The 17,714-nt window shown below is 70.1% G+C and carries 18 protein-coding genes; 12 read left to right on the top strand and 6 right to left on the bottom strand.

The annotated features are described in order from the left end of the window. The first annotated feature begins 119 nt into the window (after positions 1-119). From J2S35_RS08540 to J2S35_RS09950, 3 genes are all read left to right on the top strand, one after another. The gene (locus tag J2S35_RS08540; RefSeq protein WP_309852248.1) at positions 120-3,899 is read left to right on the top strand and encodes a multifunctional oxoglutarate decarboxylase/oxoglutarate dehydrogenase thiamine pyrophosphate-binding subunit/dihydrolipoyllysine-residue succinyltransferase subunit; all 3,780 of its coding nucleotides are present in this window, start codon (positions 120-122) and stop codon (positions 3,897-3,899) included. Positions 3,900-4,000: 101 nt separating this feature from the next. After that, complete coding sequence (locus tag J2S35_RS08535) at positions 4,001-4,600, top strand: GDSL-type esterase/lipase family protein (RefSeq protein ID WP_309852245.1); 600 nt, start codon at positions 4,001-4,003, stop codon at positions 4,598-4,600. Positions 4,601-4,694: 94 nt separating this feature from the next. Further along, on the top strand, positions 4,695-4,769 hold the full coding sequence (locus tag J2S35_RS09950) for a 50S ribosomal protein bL37 (protein ID WP_104061284.1): 75 nt from the start codon (positions 4,695-4,697) through the stop codon (positions 4,767-4,769). Positions 4,770-4,993: 224 nt separating this feature from the next. Here J2S35_RS09950 and rsrA read toward each other — a convergent pair whose 3' ends face one another. Both rsrA and J2S35_RS08525 read right to left on the bottom strand, forming a co-directional pair. Further along, the gene (rsrA, locus tag J2S35_RS08530; RefSeq protein ID WP_309852242.1) at positions 4,994-5,257 is read right to left on the bottom strand and encodes a mycothiol system anti-sigma-R factor; all 264 of its coding nucleotides are present in this window, start codon (positions 5,255-5,257) and stop codon (positions 4,994-4,996) included. 53 nt (positions 5,258-5,310) lie between these two features. After that, on the bottom strand, positions 5,311-5,961 hold the full coding sequence (locus J2S35_RS08525; protein WP_309852239.1) for a sigma-70 family RNA polymerase sigma factor: 651 nt from the start codon (positions 5,959-5,961) through the stop codon (positions 5,311-5,313). A 178-nt stretch (positions 5,962-6,139) separates the two neighbouring features. On the opposite strand from J2S35_RS08525, the gene J2S35_RS08520 reads away from it, so the two are divergent. From J2S35_RS08520 to J2S35_RS08500, 5 genes are read left to right on the top strand one after another with little or no spacing between them, the layout of a single operon-like run. Then, positions 6,140-6,730 carry a DoxX family protein gene (locus J2S35_RS08520; RefSeq protein WP_309852237.1) on the top strand — a complete coding sequence of 197 codons (591 nt, stop codon included), beginning with the start codon at positions 6,140-6,142 and terminating at the stop codon, positions 6,728-6,730. After that, a complete protein-coding gene (gene aroA, locus J2S35_RS08515) occupies positions 6,730-8,082 on the top strand; it encodes a 3-phosphoshikimate 1-carboxyvinyltransferase (RefSeq protein ID WP_309852233.1) in 1,353 nt (450 codons plus the stop codon). The genes J2S35_RS08520 and aroA overlap by 1 nt, the downstream gene beginning before the upstream one ends. Continuing rightward, a complete protein-coding gene (rsgA, locus tag J2S35_RS08510) occupies positions 8,079-9,239 on the top strand; it encodes a ribosome small subunit-dependent GTPase A (RefSeq protein ID WP_309852230.1) in 1,161 nt (386 codons plus the stop codon). The genes aroA and rsgA overlap by 4 nt, the downstream gene beginning before the upstream one ends. Then, positions 9,236-10,186, top strand: coding sequence for a histidinol-phosphatase (gene hisN / locus J2S35_RS08505; protein WP_309852227.1), 951 nt, complete (start codon positions 9,236-9,238; stop codon positions 10,184-10,186). Before rsgA ends, hisN begins: the two co-directional genes overlap by 4 nt. Positions 10,187-10,203: 17 nt before the next feature. Continuing rightward, entirely contained in the window at positions 10,204-11,001 is a 798-nt protein-coding gene (locus J2S35_RS08500; RefSeq protein WP_309852225.1) for a class I SAM-dependent methyltransferase, read from the top strand. A gap of 50 nt (positions 11,002-11,051) precedes the next feature. Here the strand turns inward: J2S35_RS08500 and J2S35_RS08495 are convergent, their stop codons facing one another. Next, positions 11,052-12,095, bottom strand: coding sequence for an NADP-dependent oxidoreductase (locus tag J2S35_RS08495; protein ID WP_309852222.1), 1,044 nt, complete (start codon positions 12,093-12,095; stop codon positions 11,052-11,054). A gap of 109 nt (positions 12,096-12,204) precedes the next feature. Here J2S35_RS08495 and J2S35_RS08490 point away from each other — a divergent pair, with 109 nt between their 5' ends. From J2S35_RS08490 to J2S35_RS08475, 4 genes are all read left to right on the top strand, one after another. Next, positions 12,205-12,612, top strand: coding sequence for a winged helix-turn-helix transcriptional regulator (locus J2S35_RS08490; RefSeq protein ID WP_309852220.1), 408 nt, complete (start codon positions 12,205-12,207; stop codon positions 12,610-12,612). 198 nt (positions 12,613-12,810) lie between these two features. Further along, positions 12,811-13,518 carry a metal-dependent transcriptional regulator gene (locus tag J2S35_RS08485; RefSeq protein WP_309852217.1) on the top strand — a complete coding sequence of 236 codons (708 nt, stop codon included), beginning with the start codon at positions 12,811-12,813 and terminating at the stop codon, positions 13,516-13,518. Next, entirely contained in the window at positions 13,515-13,949 is a 435-nt protein-coding gene (locus J2S35_RS08480; protein WP_309852212.1) for a fluoride efflux transporter FluC, read from the top strand. The genes J2S35_RS08485 and J2S35_RS08480 overlap by 4 nt, the downstream gene beginning before the upstream one ends. Further along, complete coding sequence (locus J2S35_RS08475; RefSeq protein ID WP_309852209.1) at positions 13,946-14,371, top strand: fluoride efflux transporter FluC; 426 nt, start codon at positions 13,946-13,948, stop codon at positions 14,369-14,371. Before J2S35_RS08480 ends, J2S35_RS08475 begins: the two co-directional genes overlap by 4 nt. A gap of 9 nt (positions 14,372-14,380) precedes the next feature. On the opposite strand, the gene xerD is transcribed toward J2S35_RS08475, so the two are convergent. From xerD to J2S35_RS08460, 3 genes are read right to left on the bottom strand one after another with little or no spacing between them, the layout of a single operon-like run. After that, positions 14,381-15,361, bottom strand: a complete 981-nt coding sequence (xerD, locus tag J2S35_RS08470) for a site-specific tyrosine recombinase XerD (RefSeq protein ID WP_309852206.1) — start codon at positions 15,359-15,361, stop codon at positions 14,381-14,383. After that, positions 15,345-16,022, bottom strand: coding sequence for an NUDIX hydrolase (locus J2S35_RS08465; RefSeq protein ID WP_309852203.1), 678 nt, complete (start codon positions 16,020-16,022; stop codon positions 15,345-15,347). The genes xerD and J2S35_RS08465 overlap by 17 nt, the downstream gene beginning before the upstream one ends. After that, a complete protein-coding gene (locus tag J2S35_RS08460) occupies positions 16,022-17,713 on the bottom strand; it encodes a CTP synthase (protein ID WP_309853103.1) in 1,692 nt (563 codons plus the stop codon). Before J2S35_RS08460 ends, J2S35_RS08465 begins: the two co-directional genes overlap by 1 nt. Position 17,714: the final 1 nt, after the last annotated feature.

Raw genomic sequence — 17,714 nt, 5'->3', positions numbered from 1 at the left:
ACGGCGGAAAGTTAGCCAGACAGCGGAACGTGTCACTAGACTGGGGTGAAGCGGAGCCGCGAGCGAGGACGCGCGCGGTTTACATGACGTCGCAGCATCAGGGAAGAGGCGAAGAGACAGTGCCAACGAATGAAGGCCACACGCTCCCCGACGAGTTCGGTGGAAACGAATGGCTCGTCGACGAGCTCTATGAGAAGTACGTCAAGGACAAGAATTCCGTTGACAAGAAGTGGTGGTCCATCTTTGAGGCCCGCGACGAGTCGGGTTCGTCCTCCAAGCCCGTCGCCGAGAAGCCGGCGGCCGCACAGCCCGTGGCCGCGTCGTCGTCCGCTTCCCCCCAGAAGCTCGCAGAGGCCAAGGCGCACGTCGCTGACGGCCCCAAGGCCGCAGAGGCGCAGGCAGGCAAGGGAGACGCCCCGGCCGACAACCCGCAGTCTGACGTCGTGGCCAACGCCCCGGCCGTGACGCCCGCGGAGCCCACCAAGGCCTCGCGGCCCGCCGAGGCCCCCAAGCCCATCCCGGCCCAGCTGCCCGCTAAGAAGGCCAGCGAGGAGCCCACCGAAGAGGACAAGGTCACGCCTCTGCGCGGACCGGCCAAGGCGATCGCTACGAACATGGACGCCTCCCTCACGGTTCCCACGGCCACCACGGTGCGCGCTGTCCCCGCGAAGCTCCTCATCGACAACCGCGTGGTCATCAACAACCACCTCGCCCGCGCGCGCGGCGGCAAGATCTCCTTCACCCATATCCTCGGCTACGCGATCGTCAAGGCTGTGACGCAGATGCCGTCCATGAACGTCATCTACGACGTCAAGGACAACAAGCCCGTGGCCATCCAGCCCGCGCACGTCAACTTCGGCCTCGCCATCGACATGCCCAAGCCGGACGGCTCCCGCCTCCTCGTGGTGCCGAACATCAAGAAGGCGGAGACCCTCAACTTCGCCGAGTTCTGGCACGCGTACGACGACCTCGTCAAGCGCGCGCGCAACGGCAAGCTCGGCGCCGACGACTACGCGGGCACGACCATCTCCCTGACGAACCCCGGCGGAATCGGCACCGTCCACTCCGTGCCGCGCCTCTCGAAGGGCCAGGCCGCCATCATCGGCGCTGGCGCCCTCGAGTACCCGGCCGAGTACCAGGGCGCGTCCCCGAAGACGCTCGCCCGCCTCGCGATCTCCAAGGTCATCACCCTGACCTCGACCTACGACCACCGCGTCATCCAGGGCGCCGGCTCCGGCGAGTTCCTCAAGATCGTCCACGGCCTTCTGCTCGGCGAGCAGGGTTTCTACGACGAGATCTTCGAGGCCCTCCGCATCCCGTACGAGCCCGTGCGCTGGTCCGCCGACATCCAGGTTGACCCGGACGACGAGATCAACAAGGTCGCCCGCATCCAGCAGCTCATCCACGCCTACCGCGTGCGCGGCCACCTCATGGCAGACGTCAACCCGCTCGAGTACGTTCAGCGCAAGCACTCCGACCTCGACATCAAGACCCACGGCCTCACGCTGTGGGACCTCGACCGCGAGTGGCCCACGGGCGGCTTCGGCGGCAAGCCGAAGCTCCTCATGCGGGACATCCTCGGCGTGCTCCGCGACGCCTACTGCCGCACGACCGGCATCGAGTACATGCACCTCCAGGACCCCGAGCAGCGCCTCTGGTTCCAGAACGAGCTGGAGCACCCCTACTCCAAGCCGAGCCGCGAAGAGCAGCTGCGCATCCTCTCCAAGCTCAACGCTGCCGAGGCCTTCGAGACTTTCCTTCAGACGAAGTTCGTCGGCCAGAAGCGGTTCTCCCTCGAGGGCGGAGAGTCCCTCATCCCGCTGCTCGACTCGCTCGCCTCTCAGGCGGCCGACGACGGGATGGACGAGGTCACGATCGGCATGGCCCACCGCGGCCGCCTCAACGTCCTCACGAACATTGCGGGCAAGAACTACGCCCAGGTGTTCCGCGAGTTCGAGGGCCGCACGGACTCCAACGAGGGCTCCGGCGACGTCAAGTACCACCTCGGCTCCTCCGGCACCTACACCTCGGACTCGGGCAACGAGACGAAGATCTACCTCGCCGCGAACCCCTCGCACCTTGAGGTCGTGGACCCCGTTCTCGAGGGCATCACGCGCGCCAAGCTGGATCAGCTCGACCCGGCCGAGAACACCTTCCCGGTCCTGCCCGTCCTCGTCCACGGTGACGCGGCCTTCGCGGGCCAGGGCGTCGTCATGGAGACCCTGCAGCTCTCGCAGCTCAAGGGCTACAAGACGGGTGGCACGGTCCACGTCATCGTCAACAACCAGATCGGCTTCACCACGGCGCCGAGCAGCTCGCGCTCCTCGGTCTACGCGACGGACGTCGCCAAGACCGTCCAGGCGCCGATCTTCCACGTCAACGGCGACGACCCCGAGGCCGTTGTCCGCGTTGCCGAGCTCGCGTTCCGGTACCGCCAGCGGTTCAACAAGGATGTCGTCATCGACCTCATCTGCTACCGCCGCCGTGGTCACAACGAGGGAGACGACCCCTCGATGACGCAGCCGCTCATGTACAACCTCATCGAGGCCAAGCGCTCTGTCCGCAAGCTGTACACCGAGGCCCTCATCGGCCGCGGTGACATCTCCCAGGACGAGGCCGAGCAGGCTCTCCGGGACTACCAGGAACGCCTGGAGCGCGTCTTCGCGGAGACTCACGCCGCGCAGACGGACTCCATGCCCGTGGTGCAGGCCGGGAACACGCGCAACGACGATGCAGTCCAGGACGTCAAGACCGCCATCTCGGCGGACACCCTCGCCGCTATCGGCGAGGCCCACGTCAACTACCCCGAGGGCTTCACGGTCCACGCCAAGCTCAAGCAGATGCTCGAGAAGCGCGCGCAGATGAGCAAGAACGGCGGCATCGACTGGGGCTTCGCGGAGATCGCCGCGTTCGCCTCGCTGACGATGGAGGGCATCCGCGTCCGCGTGGCCGGTCAGGACTCCCGCCGTGGCACGTTCGTCCAGCGCCACGCAGTCATTCACGACCGCGCCAACGGCAACGAGTGGTACCCGATCGAGAAGATCACCGAGGACGCCGCGAAGTTCGAGATCTACGACTCGCTGCTCTCGGAGTACGCGGCGCTCGGCTTCGAGTTCGGCTACTCCGTCCAGGCTCCGGATGCGCTCGTCATCTGGGAGGCGCAGTTCGGCGACTTCGTCAACGGCGCCCAGATGATCATCGACGAATACCTCTCGTCATCGGAGCAGAAGTGGGGCATGCGCTCCAAGGTCGCTCTCCTCCTCCCCCACGGTTACGAGGGCCAGGGCCCGGACCACTCGTCCGCCCGCATCGAGCGCTTCCTTCAGCTCGCCGCGGAGAACAACCTGGTCATCGCCAACCCCTCGACGGGCGCGAACCACTTCCACCTCCTCCGCCGCCACGCCCTCAGCAAGCAGGTCAAGCCGCTCGTCGTCTTCACGCCGAAGCAGCTCCTGCGTCTGAAGGCTGCGGCGACGGATGTCGACGCGTTCACCGAGGGCAGCTTCCAGCCGGTCATCCCGGATGCTGAGGCCGCGGCGTCCGCCGTCACGAAGGTTCTCCTCGTCTCGGGCCGCCTGTACTACGACCTGGCCGCAAAGCGGGCCAAGGCGGGCGACGACTCGGTGGCGATCGTGCGAGTCGAGCAGCTCTACCCGCTGCCGGTCGAGGCCATCAAGGCTGAGCTCGCGAAGTACCCGAACGCAGACGTCGTGTGGGTCCAGGACGAGCCGCGCAACCAGGGACCGTGGCCGTTCATGGCCATCAACCTGGCGCCCGAGCTGGACCGCCCGCTCACGGTCGTCTCCCGTCCGGCGTCGGCCTCCACCGCCGCTGGTTCGATGAAGCGCCACACCGGAGAGCAGGACGCTCTCCTCGGGGAGCTCTTCGAGCAGTCCTAGTCCGAACCGACGCGGGGCAGCCGGTCACGCACCGGCTGCCCCGCACTGTTGACAACCCGTCTCCGCGCACCAGCGCGGGGCACGATGAGAAGGTGAAGAACGTGGAAGAACGGACGATTCGCATCGTTGCAGTGGGCGACGAGCGCCTCGCCGGAGTCGGTGACCCCCGTGCCTTGGGATGGTACGGACGGGTGCTGGCCCGGACGAGCGACGAGGAGGTCCGTGTCGAGTCCTTCTCCCTCCCCGCGCCCGGGGAATCCGTGGAGGCGCTGTCTCTGCGGTGGTTCGAGGAGGCCATGCGCCGCTTCGGGCAGAACACGGACAACCGGCTCGTGGTCGCGCTCAACGACCGCGACGTCGACCTCTCCCAGTCCACGGCGCGCTCTCGTCTGAACCTGGCAAACATCCTCGACTCGGCGAGCCAGAACGGCATCCGCGTGTTCGTCGTCGGTCCCGCGCCGTCGGTTGACGACGAGCGCAACCGCGTCCTGAGCGAGCTCAACGCGGCCTACGCCGACGTGACCACGCGGCGGAGCCACGCCTACGTGGACGCCTTCAACCCCCTCGTGGACCACGAGAACTACCGGCGGGACCTCGCGGCCAACGGCGGTCAGCCGGGGCAGACGGCGTACGGCCTCATCGCCTGGCTCGTCCTGCACCGCGGCTGGTACCAGTGGCTTGGCCTCCCGCAGGCAGACTAGCCACCCCCGCCTCAGAGTCAGTTAGGCCACGCGGCCCGGCTGTGGGAGAATCAGAGGCAGTCTTTATTCATCACCGAGCAAGTAGGAGGCAGCCATGTCGAAGCGTGCACGCAAGCGTCGCGATCGCAAGCGCGGCGGCGCAAACCACGGCAAGCGTCCCAACGCTTAGTCCCTGCGTTTCAGCCTAGAAGGGCCCCGGCACACGATGTGTGCCGGGGCCCTTCTGTGCGTGTGGGGCGCGGTCTGCTCGCCGGTCTGCGCGGTCTGCTCGCCGATCCGCGTCATCATCGACCCAAGCGGGTCATGGTCGAAGCCTGTTTCCGGGCCTCGATCTCGCCAAAGCCGACGTGGTCCCGTCAAAGCCGGCGTGGTTGGTCAGCCCAGCCCAGCGCCCTAGTGGGCTGAGTGGTCGCCCGCCGCATCTATGCTCGCGATGATTCGGTCCTTGAGGCTCGTCGGGGCGGCCTCCTCGCACGAGCGCTTCACGGCGGCGCGGATGACGCACTCGAGGTCGTGCTGGGACGCACAGTCCGGGCACGCGTCCAGGTGGTCCTTGACAGCCGCGAGGTCTTCCTCGCTGAGCTCACCGTCGAGATACTCGTAGATGCGCTGGAGCCGGGAGTCCTCGCAGTCGCCGAGTTTGTCGCAATCGGTCATGGTGTCTCTTTCCTCCACAGTCGTCGTGGGATGGTCTGCGGGCGTCGCGGCGGTCATGCTTTGGCCTTCGAGATGCCCTGTTCGGCGGCGTAGTCCACGAGGGCGGCGCGCAAGAGCTTGCGGCCTCGGTGGAGGCGCGACATGACCGTGCCGATGGGCACGTCGAGGATGTCCGCTGCCTCCTTGTAGGAGTAGCCCTCGACGTCCACGAAGTAGACGGCCATGCGGAAGTCCTCGCTCAGGCTCGCGAGGGCATCCTTGACGTTGCTGGCCGGCAGCCGGTCCAGCGCCTCGGTCTCGGCGGATTTGAGGCCAGTGGCCGTGTGCTCCGCCGCCGCGGCGATCTGCCAGTCCTGCAGCTCGTCGCCACTGGTCTGATACGGCTCGCGCTGCTTCTTGCGGTACAGGTTGATGTACGTGTTGGTCAGGATCCGGTAGAGCCAGGCCTTGAGGTTGGTCCCGGGCCTGTACTGGTGGAAGGCCGAGTACGCCTTGGCGAAGGCCTCCTGGACGAGGTCCTCGGCGTCGGACGGGTGGCGCGTCATGCGGAGCGCAGCCGAGTACAGCTGGTCCACGTAGACGAGCGCATCTCGCTCGAAGCGTGCTCGACGCTCAGACTCGGTCTCGGTGGCACGGACGTCGTCGGACTCACGCGGAGCGGCGGCGGCAGCAGTCTCCGCAGCGGTGGTCTTGTTCTGGGGCATGGGTGTCATCCCTACCCATGGTACGGATACGCGCGGTTCCGCTAACGTAGTGCTCATGCAGTTCGCAACGCGGAGGGCACGGCGGTTATTCCGTCACGGCCCTCGGCGCATGCGCTCTTGCCGTCCCCACGACGGTCCATCGACCGTCGCACACGACACCCGGATGGAGATCCTCCTCATGACCGCAGTTCGATCGCTTGCACGCCCCCTCCTCTCCGCCAGCCTCGTCGCTTCCGGCGTGAACCAGCTTCGCCGGGCCGAGGAGACGGCCGAGTACATCGCACCCGCACTGAAGACGGTGGAGAAGGTGGCGCCCCCGCAGGCCAAGGGCATCGCCCGTGACCGCGTGCTGGTGGCCCGCGTCCTCGGCGGCGCCCAGGTCGGCGCCGGCATCCTCCTGGGCCTCGGCAAGATGCCCCGCCTCGCCTCCGCGGTCCTCATCACCACTCAGGCCGTGAACACGTTCGTTGAGCACAAGCAGGCCTCGAACACGGCCGCCACGAAGGGCGCCCGCACGCAGGCGCTCCTGAAGAACGTCTCCCTCCTTGGCGCCGTCATGCTGGCCACGGTGGACACGAACGGCCGCCCGGGCCTCGCGTGGCGTGCAGAGCACCTCGGTGAGCAGGCGAAGCGCCAGGCGTACTACATGGGCCAGGACGTCAAGTTCAAGGCCCTCGGCGCGCAGAACCAGCTGGCCCACGCGAACCTGGACCTGACCAAGGGCGCTCACGACCTCGTGGCCAAGGCGCAGAAGGCCGTCAGCCACTAATGACACCGGAGCGCCCTGCGGCGTGGCCCGCGCCGACGGCCTCGGGTCCCCTTCAGGCACGTGTCCGCCTTCCCGGCTCCAAGTCCCTGACGAACAGGATTCTCCTGCTCTCGGCCTTGTCCGGGGAGGAGACCCTGGTCCTGGGGGCCCTGGAGTCGGATGACGCGCGGGCCATGCGCTCGGCGCTGGAGGCGTTCGGGGCGCGTTTCACCCCGTCCGCCGGTCCGGACGGGGTTGCCGCGCTCCACGTCTCCCCCATTCCTCCTGCCGAGCCGGGTGCGCGCCGCGTCATTGACGCGCACCAGGCCGGCACGGTCATGCGCTTCATCCCCGTGGTGGCGGCGCTGCTCGGCGGTCAGACGGACCTGCTCGTCCACGAGTCTGCCCGTGCCCGCCCTATGGGCCCCCTCTTCGCCGCGTTGCGCGGCATCGGCGCGGAGATCGTCTCTCTCGACGACGGCGACCCGGCCACCGACCACCTTCCTGCCCGCATCACCGCTCCGCAGGCCCGCACAGAGCCGTTGCGCATCACGGTGGACTCCACCGCGAGCAGCCAGTTCCTCTCCGCCCTTCTTCTGGGGGCCTGCGCACAGGCGGCGCCCGTCGTCGTCTCCCACGCCGGGGGCAGGATCCCGAGCCGCGCGCACATCCGCATGACCCTCGAGTCCTTGCGCGAGTTCGGCGCGGAGGTCGAGGAGCTCGCCGAGGACTCCTGGCGCGTCACTCCCCGGGTCCGGTCGCCGCGCCCGATGGCTGTGGTGGAGCCGGATCTGTCCAACGCGGGCCCCTTCCTCGCGGCCGCGCTCGTGGCCGGCGGGACGGTCCAGGTGCCGGGCTGGCCCCTGGCCACCACGCAGATCGGGGACCGCTGGCGGGAGATTCTCCCGCGCCTGGGCGCCTCGGTTGACCTGGCGCACGACGACGCGGCTGGCGCCGGCACGGGAACCCTCACGGTGGCGGGCGGGCCGCGCATCCTCCCCGCTGAGATCGACGACGCCGCCGAGCTCGCCCCCGTCCTGGCCGCCCTCATGGCGCTGGCGGACGGGGAGTCCCGTCTCACGGGCATCGCGCACCTCCGGGGCCACGAGACGAACCGTCTCGCGGCGCTCGTGGAGGAGATCGAGGCCCTGGGCGCGCACGCGGAGGAGACGCCGGACGGCCTCGTCATCCGCGGCACGTCCGCCCCGCGCCCGGCACTTCACAAGGCGTGGCACGACCACCGCCTCGCGACGGCCGCCGCCGTGTGGGGGCTGACCGCGCCCGGCACGGAGCTGGACGACATCGCCGCGACCGCCAAGACGATGCCCGACTTCCCCCAGATGTGGGCCGCCATGTTGGGCCAGACCCGATGAGCCGGCTCGGCAGCCTCGGCGAGTGGGACGAGTCCCGCGTCAAGATCCGGGCCAACAAGAAGGGCTCGCGCCCGCGGACCAAGGATCGGCCCCGCCACGAGGACTCGGTGACGGGCCGCATTGTCACCGTGGATCGTGGCCGCTACCGCGCCATCGTGGCCGAGGACACCCCGGAGGAGCGCCTCGTCATCGCGGCCCGGGCCAAGGAGCTGCGGCGCCAGCCGATCGTGCCGGGTGACCTCGTGCAGCTCGTCGGGGACACGAGCGGGGCCAAGGACACGCTGGCGCGCCTCGTCCGCATCGACGAGCGGGCGTCCTTCCTCCGCCGCAGCGCGGACGACACGGACCCCGTTGAGCGGCCCGTCGTCGCGAACGCCGACCAGCTCGTCATCGTCGTTGCCGCCGCAAACCCCGAGCCCCGGACCGGGTTCATCGATCGCGCGCTCGTCGCGGCCTTCGACGCCGGGATCACGCCGGTCCTCTGCATCACGAAGTGCGACCTCAAGGACCCCACCGAGCTGATCGAGGCGTACAGCGCCATTGACATCACGGTCCTCGCGACCCGCACCCTGGACTCGGGCGGAGACGCGGCGCCGCACTCCCCCGAGGCCAACGAGCCCCGCGGCAGCGCGGACGTCGAGGAGAGCGCCGTCGAGGCCGTCCGCCGCGCCTGCAACGGCAAGGTCTCGGTGCTCCTCGGCCATTCCGGCGTCGGCAAGTCGACCCTCGTCAACGCCCTCACGGGGGCGGACCGGGCCACGGGCGGCGTGAACGCGGTGACCGGCCGCGGGCGGCACACGTCGTCGTCCGCCCTCATGCTCCGCGTTCCTGACGCGGACCCGGGGACCTGGATCATCGACACCCCGGGCGTGCGCTCGTTCGGCCTGGCTCACGTTGAGCCGGACAACGTCGTCGCCGCCTTCGAGGACCTGGCACCCGCGGTTGCCGACTGCGAGAGGGGATGCACGCACTCCCCCACCGCCCCCGGCTGCGCGCTGGACGCCTGGGTTGCCGAGGGCCACGCCGGGCCCACCGGCCCCGCCCGCCTCGCGTCCCTCCGCCGCCTCATCCAGGCGGAGACGGACGAGCACCAGCGCGAGAAGCATCTGGGCCACCACCCGGCGCCGGAGCCGGACCTGCCGAAAGGAACCCCATGACGGAGCCCCGCGAGTTCAAGACCGCGAGCGACTACACCGAGGACCTGCGCCTGGCCCATGTCCTCGCGGACTCGGTGGACAGCCTGACGATGGACCGCTTCAAGGCGCTCGACCTCACGGTGGAGACCAAGCCGGACCTGACGCCCGTCACGGACGCTGACACGTCCGCGGAGACGCTCATCCGGTCGCAGCTGGCCCGCGTCCGGCCGCGGGACAGCGTCCTCGGCGAGGAGTTCGGCGTGACGGGCTCGGGGCCGCGGCAGTGGATCGTGGACCCGATCGACGGCACGAAGAACTTCGTCCGCGGCACGCCCGTGTGGGCCACGCTCATCGCCCTCGTGGACAACGGCACGCCCGTGGTGGGGCTCGTGTCCGCGCCTGCGCTGGGCCGCCGCTGGTGGGCCTCGCTGGGCGGCGGCGCCTACACGGGGCGCTCCCTGTCCTCCGCGCGGCGCATCAGCGTGTCCCGTGTGTCCGAGATGTCCGACGCGTCCTTCTCCTACTCCAGCCTGACCGGGTGGGAGGAGCGCGGCACCCTGGACGAGTTCCTCGACCTCACCCGCGCCGTGTGGCGCACGCGGGCCTATGGCGACTTCTGGTCCTACTGCCTCGTCGCCGAGGGCGCCGTGGACATCGCCGCCGAGCCCGAGCTGAACCTCTATGACATGGCCGCCCTCGCGCCCATCGTCACCGAGGCCGGCGGCCGCTTCACGGACCTCGAGGGCACGGACGGGCCCTTCGGCGCCAATGCGCTGGCAAGCAACGGGCTCCTGCACGACGGCGCCTTGCGGATCCTGTGGCCCGTGGACGAGTCCGAGGACGCCGCGGCGGATGCTCCCGCCGGCGAGGACGCCGGGAGCTCCGCGGTCCGTTCAGAGGGTGCCCGTTCAGCGGGTGTCCGTTCTGAGGCCGGGTCCACGCGCGACGTCGATCGCGACGAGGCCTGAGCCCTAGGACCGAGAACGTGCATCACGGTCCCCGGGTGGCCCCCGAGCGCCGCGCCGAGCTGGCGAGCGCGTACGCGCACGGCGCTGGCGAGTATGACCTCGCCCGCCCTGGGTACCCGGCGGAGATTGCCGGCGTCTGCCTCTCGGGGCTCGCGGACACCTTCGGGTCCCTTCGCGTGGCCGACGTCGGGGCGGGCACCGGGATCTTCACCGAGCAGCTGCGCGCCGTCAGCGATGCTCGGGGTGAGGCGGCGGAGTTCGTCGCCGTCGACATCTCCGAGGCCATGCTCTTGCGAGCCCGCGACCGCGGGTTCCCCACGCGGGTGGCGAGCGGGGAGGACACCGGGCTCGAAGCGCAGTCCTGGCACCTGGTGACGTACGCGCAGGCCTGGCACTGGGTGGATCCGGTGGCGGCCGGCGTCGAGGCTGCGCGGCTCGTCCGCCCCAAGGGGAGGTTGGCCCTCGCGTGGAACCAACTCGATGTGACGGTGCCGTGGGTGCACCGCCTCAGCCGCATCATGCGGTCCGGAGACGTCTTCTACGACCCGGCGCGTCCGCCGCGCCCGGGAGGGCGGTGGCGCTCCCCCGAGCTCACCGTCGCGAGGTTCTCGCAGCGGGCCACGCCCGGGCAGATCACCGAGCTCGCCCGGACTCGCTCGAGCTGGCGAACGTCCTCAGCTGCGCAACGGGAGCGCACCGAGGCCAACCTCAGCGACTACCTGCGCAGCGAGCTCGGATTCGGCGAGGATGACGTGCTGGAGCTGCCCTACATCTCGTTCGTCTGGACCTTTGTCCGCAGCAGCCGAGTGGACTAGAGACCAGCCACGGCGGCAGCCGTCGTCGTCGTCATGGGTGCGGGGCAGCGCTACTCTGCGGCCGGGTGTGCGGAATCGGCGGTGACGGCCGCGGGGTCCGTGCTGACGAGAACCTTGCCGCGCGCGCCGCCGGCGAGGACGGCCTGGACGGCCTCGGGCGTGTGGTCGAACGGAAGGACGCGGCCCACGACGGGCCGCAGCGTGCCCTCGTCAGCGAGGCCCGCGAGGCTCGACAGCGCTGCGCCGTCCGGCTCGATGAAGAGGAAGCGATAGGTGACGCCCAGCCGGCGGGCACGACGGCGCAGGCGCGCACTGACCACCGCGAGGACGGCCTTGACGAGCCGGGGTGCGCCGGCCTGATCCGCCATGGCGGGGTCTGGGGTGCCAGCGATGCCGACGACGAGCCCGCCGCGCCGAACCACCTCAAGGGACCGCATGGTGATGTCGCCGCCCTGCGTGTCCAGAACGAGGTCGACGGGTGCCTGCTCCAGGACGGTGACAAAGTCCTCGGCCGCATAGTCGATGACCTGGTCCGCCCCGAGGCTGCGGACGAACTCGGCGTTGCGCGCCGACACCGTGGTGATGACGGTGGCCCCGAGGTGCTTGGCGAGCTGGATGGCGATGGTGCCGACTCCCCCGGAGCCGCCGTGGATGAGGACGCGCTGGCCGGGCTGGAGATCCCCCATGGCCACGAGCGCCTGCCAGGCGGTGAGCCCAGCCACGGGCAGCGCGGCGGCCTCGGTCAGGGAGAGGCGTCGAGGCGCGCGCGCGAGCGCCGCGGCCTCGACGAGAGCGAGCTCCGCCCACGCGCCCTGGTCCACGACGCCGGTGTAGGCCACAACCGAGTCCCCCACGCTGAATCCGGAAACGCCCTCCCCGATGGCGACGATGTCGCCGGAGAGCTCGCTGCCGGCGATCACGGGCAGCTTCGGGCGGTAGAGGAGCTTGAACTGACCGCTGCGGCTGCGCTCGTCCGCGTGGTTGATGCCAGCGGCCGCCATGCGCACGAGGACCTGACCCGGGCCGGGAACGGGCGTCGGCAGCGTGGCCTCTTCAAAGGGAGCGCCGTAGGTGGTCAGAGTGAAGGCCTTCATGCGAATGTCCATTTCAGGCGGGGCTGACCCCGCACGTAGTTTCAGAATGTAACTAGTCGACGAGGCTACACTCGAGTAGTCACAACCTGCAACTGCCTGAAGGGGTGCCATGATCGTCGACGCCCGCTCGGCCTGCCCGATCAACCGCGCCCTGGAGATGGTCGGCGACCAGTGGAGCCTGCTGATTCTGAGGGACATTGCCCTGTGGGACCGCAGGTCATTCCGCGAGCTCCTGACGAAGAGTGACGAAGGCATCAGTGCGCCGGTCCTCTCCCGGCGCCTCACCGATTTGGTGACCGCCGGGTTTCTGACCAAGGCCAGCGCCCCGCGAGGCAAGCAGGGTCAGTACTCACTGACCGAGCTCGGGCTCGCCACGATCCCGGTCATCGTGGAGCTTGCTCGCCTGGGTCGGGCGATTGCCCCGGACTCCGAGGGGCCCGAGTCCATCCCGACGGACCTCTCAGAGCACATCAGGGCGCTCCGCCTCAGCCACCTTGGCGACGCGGCCACGCCGTAGCCAGGGAGTGCCCAGTTTCATGCCGCTGACGGGCATCGGCGAACTTCTTGGCAAAGTGTTCGAGTCGGCGCCAGCCGCCGTCGTCGTGATCACAAAGAATGGTCCGGGGAGGCCCCGCAGGACCCCACTGCCAGCCGCCCAGGTACCGTAGTAACAGCCAGCCCGCCGCGCATCCGCGGCCCAGATGGAAGGACCCGCGTGACAGGGAGCCCTCGTCCCACCACCGCCGAAGAGGACTACCTCAAGGCGGTTTTCGCGCTCTCGGAATGGGCGAGCGCGCCCGTGACCTCGTCGGACCTGGCTGCGGAGCTCGGAGTGGCGAACTCCTCGGTGACGGTCATGGTCCGCAAGCTCGTCCAGCGCGGCTGGCTCTCCCACGAGAAGTACTCCCCCATCCTTTTCACGCCCGAGGGCTACACGGTGGCCCTGAGCGTGGTGCGGCGGCACCGCCTCCTCGAGACCTTCCTCGTCCGGCAGCTCGGCTATACGTGGGAGGAAGTCCACGATGAGGCGGATGCGCTCGAGCACGCCGTCTCTGACCTCTTCATCGAGCGGCTTGACGCCCTGCTCGGCCGGCCCGCGGCGGACCCACACGGGGACCGCATTCCGCGCGCGGACGGCACCCTTGAGAACACGAGCGCCATCCTCGCCGCTGTGCTCGACGACGGTCATCCCGCCGTGCTGGAGCGCGTGTCCGACGCGAACCCGGCAACCCTGCGGGCCCTGAGCCAGGCGGGCCTGGAGCCTGGCTCCCGGGTGCAGGTCAAGGGCTCGGCGCTCGTCTCGGCGGACGGCGGGACCGCCCGCGGGGTCACGGGTGACGTGTGGGTGCGGGCCCTGGAGCACGAGTCGTGCTCGCTTGAGACCATCCCGGCGTCCGACGCCGACTCCGGGGACCCGCGGTGACACAGCCCCGCGCGGGTGTCCTCGGGGCCGTCTTCGCGGGCGGCGCGCTCGGCACGCTGGCGCGGTGGGCGGTGCAGTCGCCGTTTGAGGCCTTTCCTCTTGCCGCGGCGGTGGCAACGCTGTGCATCAACACGCTGGGAGTCGCCGTCCTCGCTGCGTCCGGGCCGATCACTGCCCGCAGCGGGCCCACAGTTAAGGCCTTCATTGGGCCCGGGCTCATGGGCGGGTTCACGACGTTCTCGGCCGTCATGCTGCTCCTCGCGCACCCCGGGGCCGTGCTGGCGGCTCTGGGCCTCCCGGACACGGCCATCCTCGGCGCGGCTGCTGCGGCCCTGTGGCTGGTGGTCTCCCTGGCGCTCGGGTGGGCGGCCGCGGGCCTCGGCTCAAGGGCCGGTCATCGACTCGCCGGCGCCCGCGGGGCGCGCCCGTGACGCCGGGGGGCTCGGCCGTGCTCGTCGCGGCGGCCGTGGCTGCGGCCGGCGGCATCGGCAGCGTGGCCCGCTACCTTCTCGACACGTCGTCCCCCGCATCCGCCCAGGGCAACTGGTGGGCGCGGCAGCCGCGGGGGCTGTGGGCCGCGAATCTCCTCGCCTGCCTCGTCATCGGGGCGGCCGCTGCCGTGCGCGCGCCCTCATGGCACCTCGTCCTCGCGACAGGCCTCGCGGGCGGGCTCTCGACATGGTCGTCGTGGATCGTCGGCGCCCGCTCCCGCTGGGCGGCTGCGCGGGACCTCGACGCCGTGACCCGCCGCTCAGAGCGCCGCTCGGCCCTCGTCCAGGTTCTGGGCCAGGCAGCCGGGGGCCTCGCGTGTGCCGGGCTCGGTCTCGCCCTCGGGCGGCTCGTTCTCGTCTGAGGGCGCCCGTCAGCGCGCCCGCGGATGACTCGTCGCGTAGACCTCGCGCAGCGTGTCCACGGTGACCTTGGTGTAGATCTGCGTCGAGGAGATCGAGGCGTGCCCCATGAGCTCCTGCACCGCCCGGATGTCCGCCCCGCCCTCCACGAGGTGCGTGGCAAACGAGTGGCGCAGCGTGTGCGGCGAGACGGGGTCCGCGATCCCGGCGGCCTCCGCGGCGCGCTGGATGATGGTCCACGCGGACTGCCTGCTGAGCCGCCCGCCGCGCGCGTTGAGGAAGAGCGCTCCCCCGTTGCCCGTCTTCCCGGAGTTCTTCGCGGCAAGCGCCGGCCTCCCCCGCACCCGGTACTCGTCGAGGGCACGCAGGGCGAAGGAGCCGATCGGCACGAGCCTCTGCTTGCTCCCCTTGCCCATGAGCCTCACGAGCGCGAGCCCAGTCCCGTCGTCCTCCTCCACCTGGTGGAGGTCGTCGAGCGCAAGCCCCACGGCCTCGGACACGCGCGCTCCCGTCCCATAGAGGAACTCGAGCAGCGCCCGGTCCCGCAGCCCCAGGGGCTCCTCCACGGACGCGGACTCAAGCATCCGAGACACCTGGTCCACCGTCAGCGCCTTGGGCAGGCGGGACGGAGGCGACGGCGGCCGCACGCGCGCGGCGGGATCCGTCGTCGTCGTTCCCTCAGCGAGAAGGAACGCATGGAATCCGCGGATGGCGACGACGATGCGCGCCGCCGAGCGAGGCGCCAGAGCGGGCCCCTCATCCCCGCTCCGCAGGGCCACCGCGAAGTCCGAGACGAGGTTCGCCGTGACGTTCCCGGGACGGTCGATTCCCCGCACGGCGAGGAAGCGCTCGTACCGGGCCAGGTCCCGCCCGTAGCTGGCGATGGTGTTGGCCGCGAGCCCGCGTTCGAGGGCGAGGTGCCGCAGGTACTCGTCTGCGGCGGCCCTCAGGGGTGTGGGGGGTGCGGCGGCGGGGTCAGGACCAGTCGGCATGGCGGGGGTGGGCCTGCCAGGGCGCGTCCGCCGGGCGCAGCTCGAGGGAGCCGGCCAGGAAGCGGTCCACCGCGAGAATGCCGAGCACGGCCCCAACGTTGTGAACGGTGCCCGCGAAGACGGCGGCGACGGCCTCCTCGACTGGAACCCAGGCGCGCTCGATCTCGGCCTCCTCGGCGTCCCGCTCGTGAAGGTCCGCGTCCGGCACCGGGGTGAGCCCCCGCGCCAGGAACACGCGCGTGGCCTCCGTGGACCCGCCCGCCGAGTTCTGAACGTCCACGAGGGTGTGCCACTCGCTGGCCACCGCGTCCGCCTCTTCGGCGAGCTCGCGCGGAGCGCCGTCCCACGGGCTCTCCCCCTCAACGTCGAGAAGACCCGCCGGGAGCTCCCACATGAGCATGCGGGCGGGGTGCCGGTACTGGCGAATCATGAGGAGCTCATTGCGCTCGTTGAGCGCGGCGACGACGACGGCGCCGGGGTGCTGGACGAAGTCCCGCGTCAGCGTCACATCCCCGCTGAGCCGGAACTCCTCGCGGACGAGCGTCTGGACGTGCCCGCGCTGAAGCACCTCGTGGGAGAGGACCTCGCGCTGGCTGGGCTCGTCCACGAGCTCCTCGCGGCCCAGGCGAGGGACCGCCTGCTCCCCGGCGCCGTGCGTCATCAGGACTTCGCCGCGAGGGCCGCTTCGACGAGAGCCGCGAAGAGCGGGTGCGCGTTCGTCGGGCGGGACTTGAGCTCAGGGTGCGCCTGCGTGCCGACGTAGTACGGGTGCACCTCAGCGGGCAGCTCGACGAACTCGACGAGCTTGCCGTCCGGGGACGTGCCGGAGAACACGAGGCCGGCCTCGGCGATCTGATCCCGGTACGCGTTGTTGACCTCGTAGCGGTGGCGGTGGCGCTCGGTGACCTTCGTCGTGCCGTAGACGCCCGCGACGACAGAGCCCTCGTCCAGCTTGGCCTCGTAGGAGCCGAGGCGCATCGTGCCGCCGAGGTCGCCCTCGCCCTCGACGATCGAGGCCTGCTCGGCCATCGTCGCGATGACCGGGCTCTTGGCCTGCGGATCGAACTCCGTGGAGGAGGCGTCCTCAATGCCGACGACGTTCCGCGCGTACTCGATGACCATCGACTGGAGACCGAGGCACAGGCCGAGGGTCGGGATGCGGTTCTCGCGGGCGAAGCGCAGGGCCCCGAGCTTGCCCTCGATGCCGCGGATGCCGAAGCCGCCCGGGACGCAGATCGCGTCGACGTCGCCGAGCTCGCGGCGGGCGCCCTCCTCCGTCTCGCAGAGGTCGGACGGGACCCACTTGACGTTGACCCTGGCGCTGTTGGCGAAGCCGCCCGCGCGGAGGGCCTCCGTCACGGACAGGTAGGCGTCCGGGAGGTCGATGTACTTGCCGACGAGCGCCACGGTGACGTTGTGACGCGGGTTGTGGACGCTCTCGAGGAGCGCGTCCCACTTGGTCCAGTCCACGTCCTGGAACTTCAGGCCCAGGTGCTGGACGATGTACGCGTCGAGGTTCTGCGCGTGGAGCTTCTTCGGGATGTCGTAGATGCTCGGGGCGTCGGCGGCGTTGACCACGGCGTCCGAGTCGACGTCGCACATGCGGCCGATCTTCTCGCGCATCGCGTCCGGGACCTCGCGGTCCGAGCGGATGACGATGGCGTCCGGCTGAATGCCGATGGAGCGGAGGGCAGCGACGGAGTGCTGCGTGGGCTTCGTCTTGAGCTCCTGCGACGGGCCGATGTAGGGCACGAGCGAGACGTGGAGGAAGAAGACGTTGCCGCGGCCGACATCCTGGCGGACCTGGCGGGCGGCCTCGAGGAACGGCTGGGACTCGATGTCGCCGACCGTGCCGCCGATCTCGGTGATGATGACGTCCGGCTGGGGGCGCCCTGCTACCTTCTCGGCGGGCAGGCGCATGCGGCGCTTGATCTCGTCCGTGATGTGCGGGATGACCTGGACCGTGTCGCCGAGGTACTCGCCGCGGCGCTCCTTGGCGATGACGGTGGAGTACACCTGGCCCGTGGTCACGTTGGCGTCACCGGAGAGGGCCTCATCGAGGAAGCGCTCGTAGTGTCCGATGTCGAGGTCGGTCTCGGCGCCGTCCTCGGTGACGAAGACTTCGCCGTGCTGGAAGGGATTCATCGTGCCGGGATCCACGTTGAGATAGGGATCCAGCTTCTGCATCGTCACGGCGAGGCCGCGAGCGCGAAGGAGGTGACCCAGGCTCGAGGCAGTCAGTCCCTTGCCGAGCGACGAGGCGACACCGCCCGTCACGAAGATCTGCTTGACGGCTTGAGGGGACTTTGACGTGTTCTTTGTTCGATGCACCACGGAATTCGAGCCTATCACC

The sequence above is a fragment of the Falsarthrobacter nasiphocae genome, assembly GCF_031456275.1.
Classification (GTDB): domain Bacteria; phylum Actinomycetota; class Actinomycetes; order Actinomycetales; family Micrococcaceae; genus Falsarthrobacter; species Falsarthrobacter nasiphocae.
This window is presented reverse-complemented; position numbering and strand designations above follow the sequence as displayed.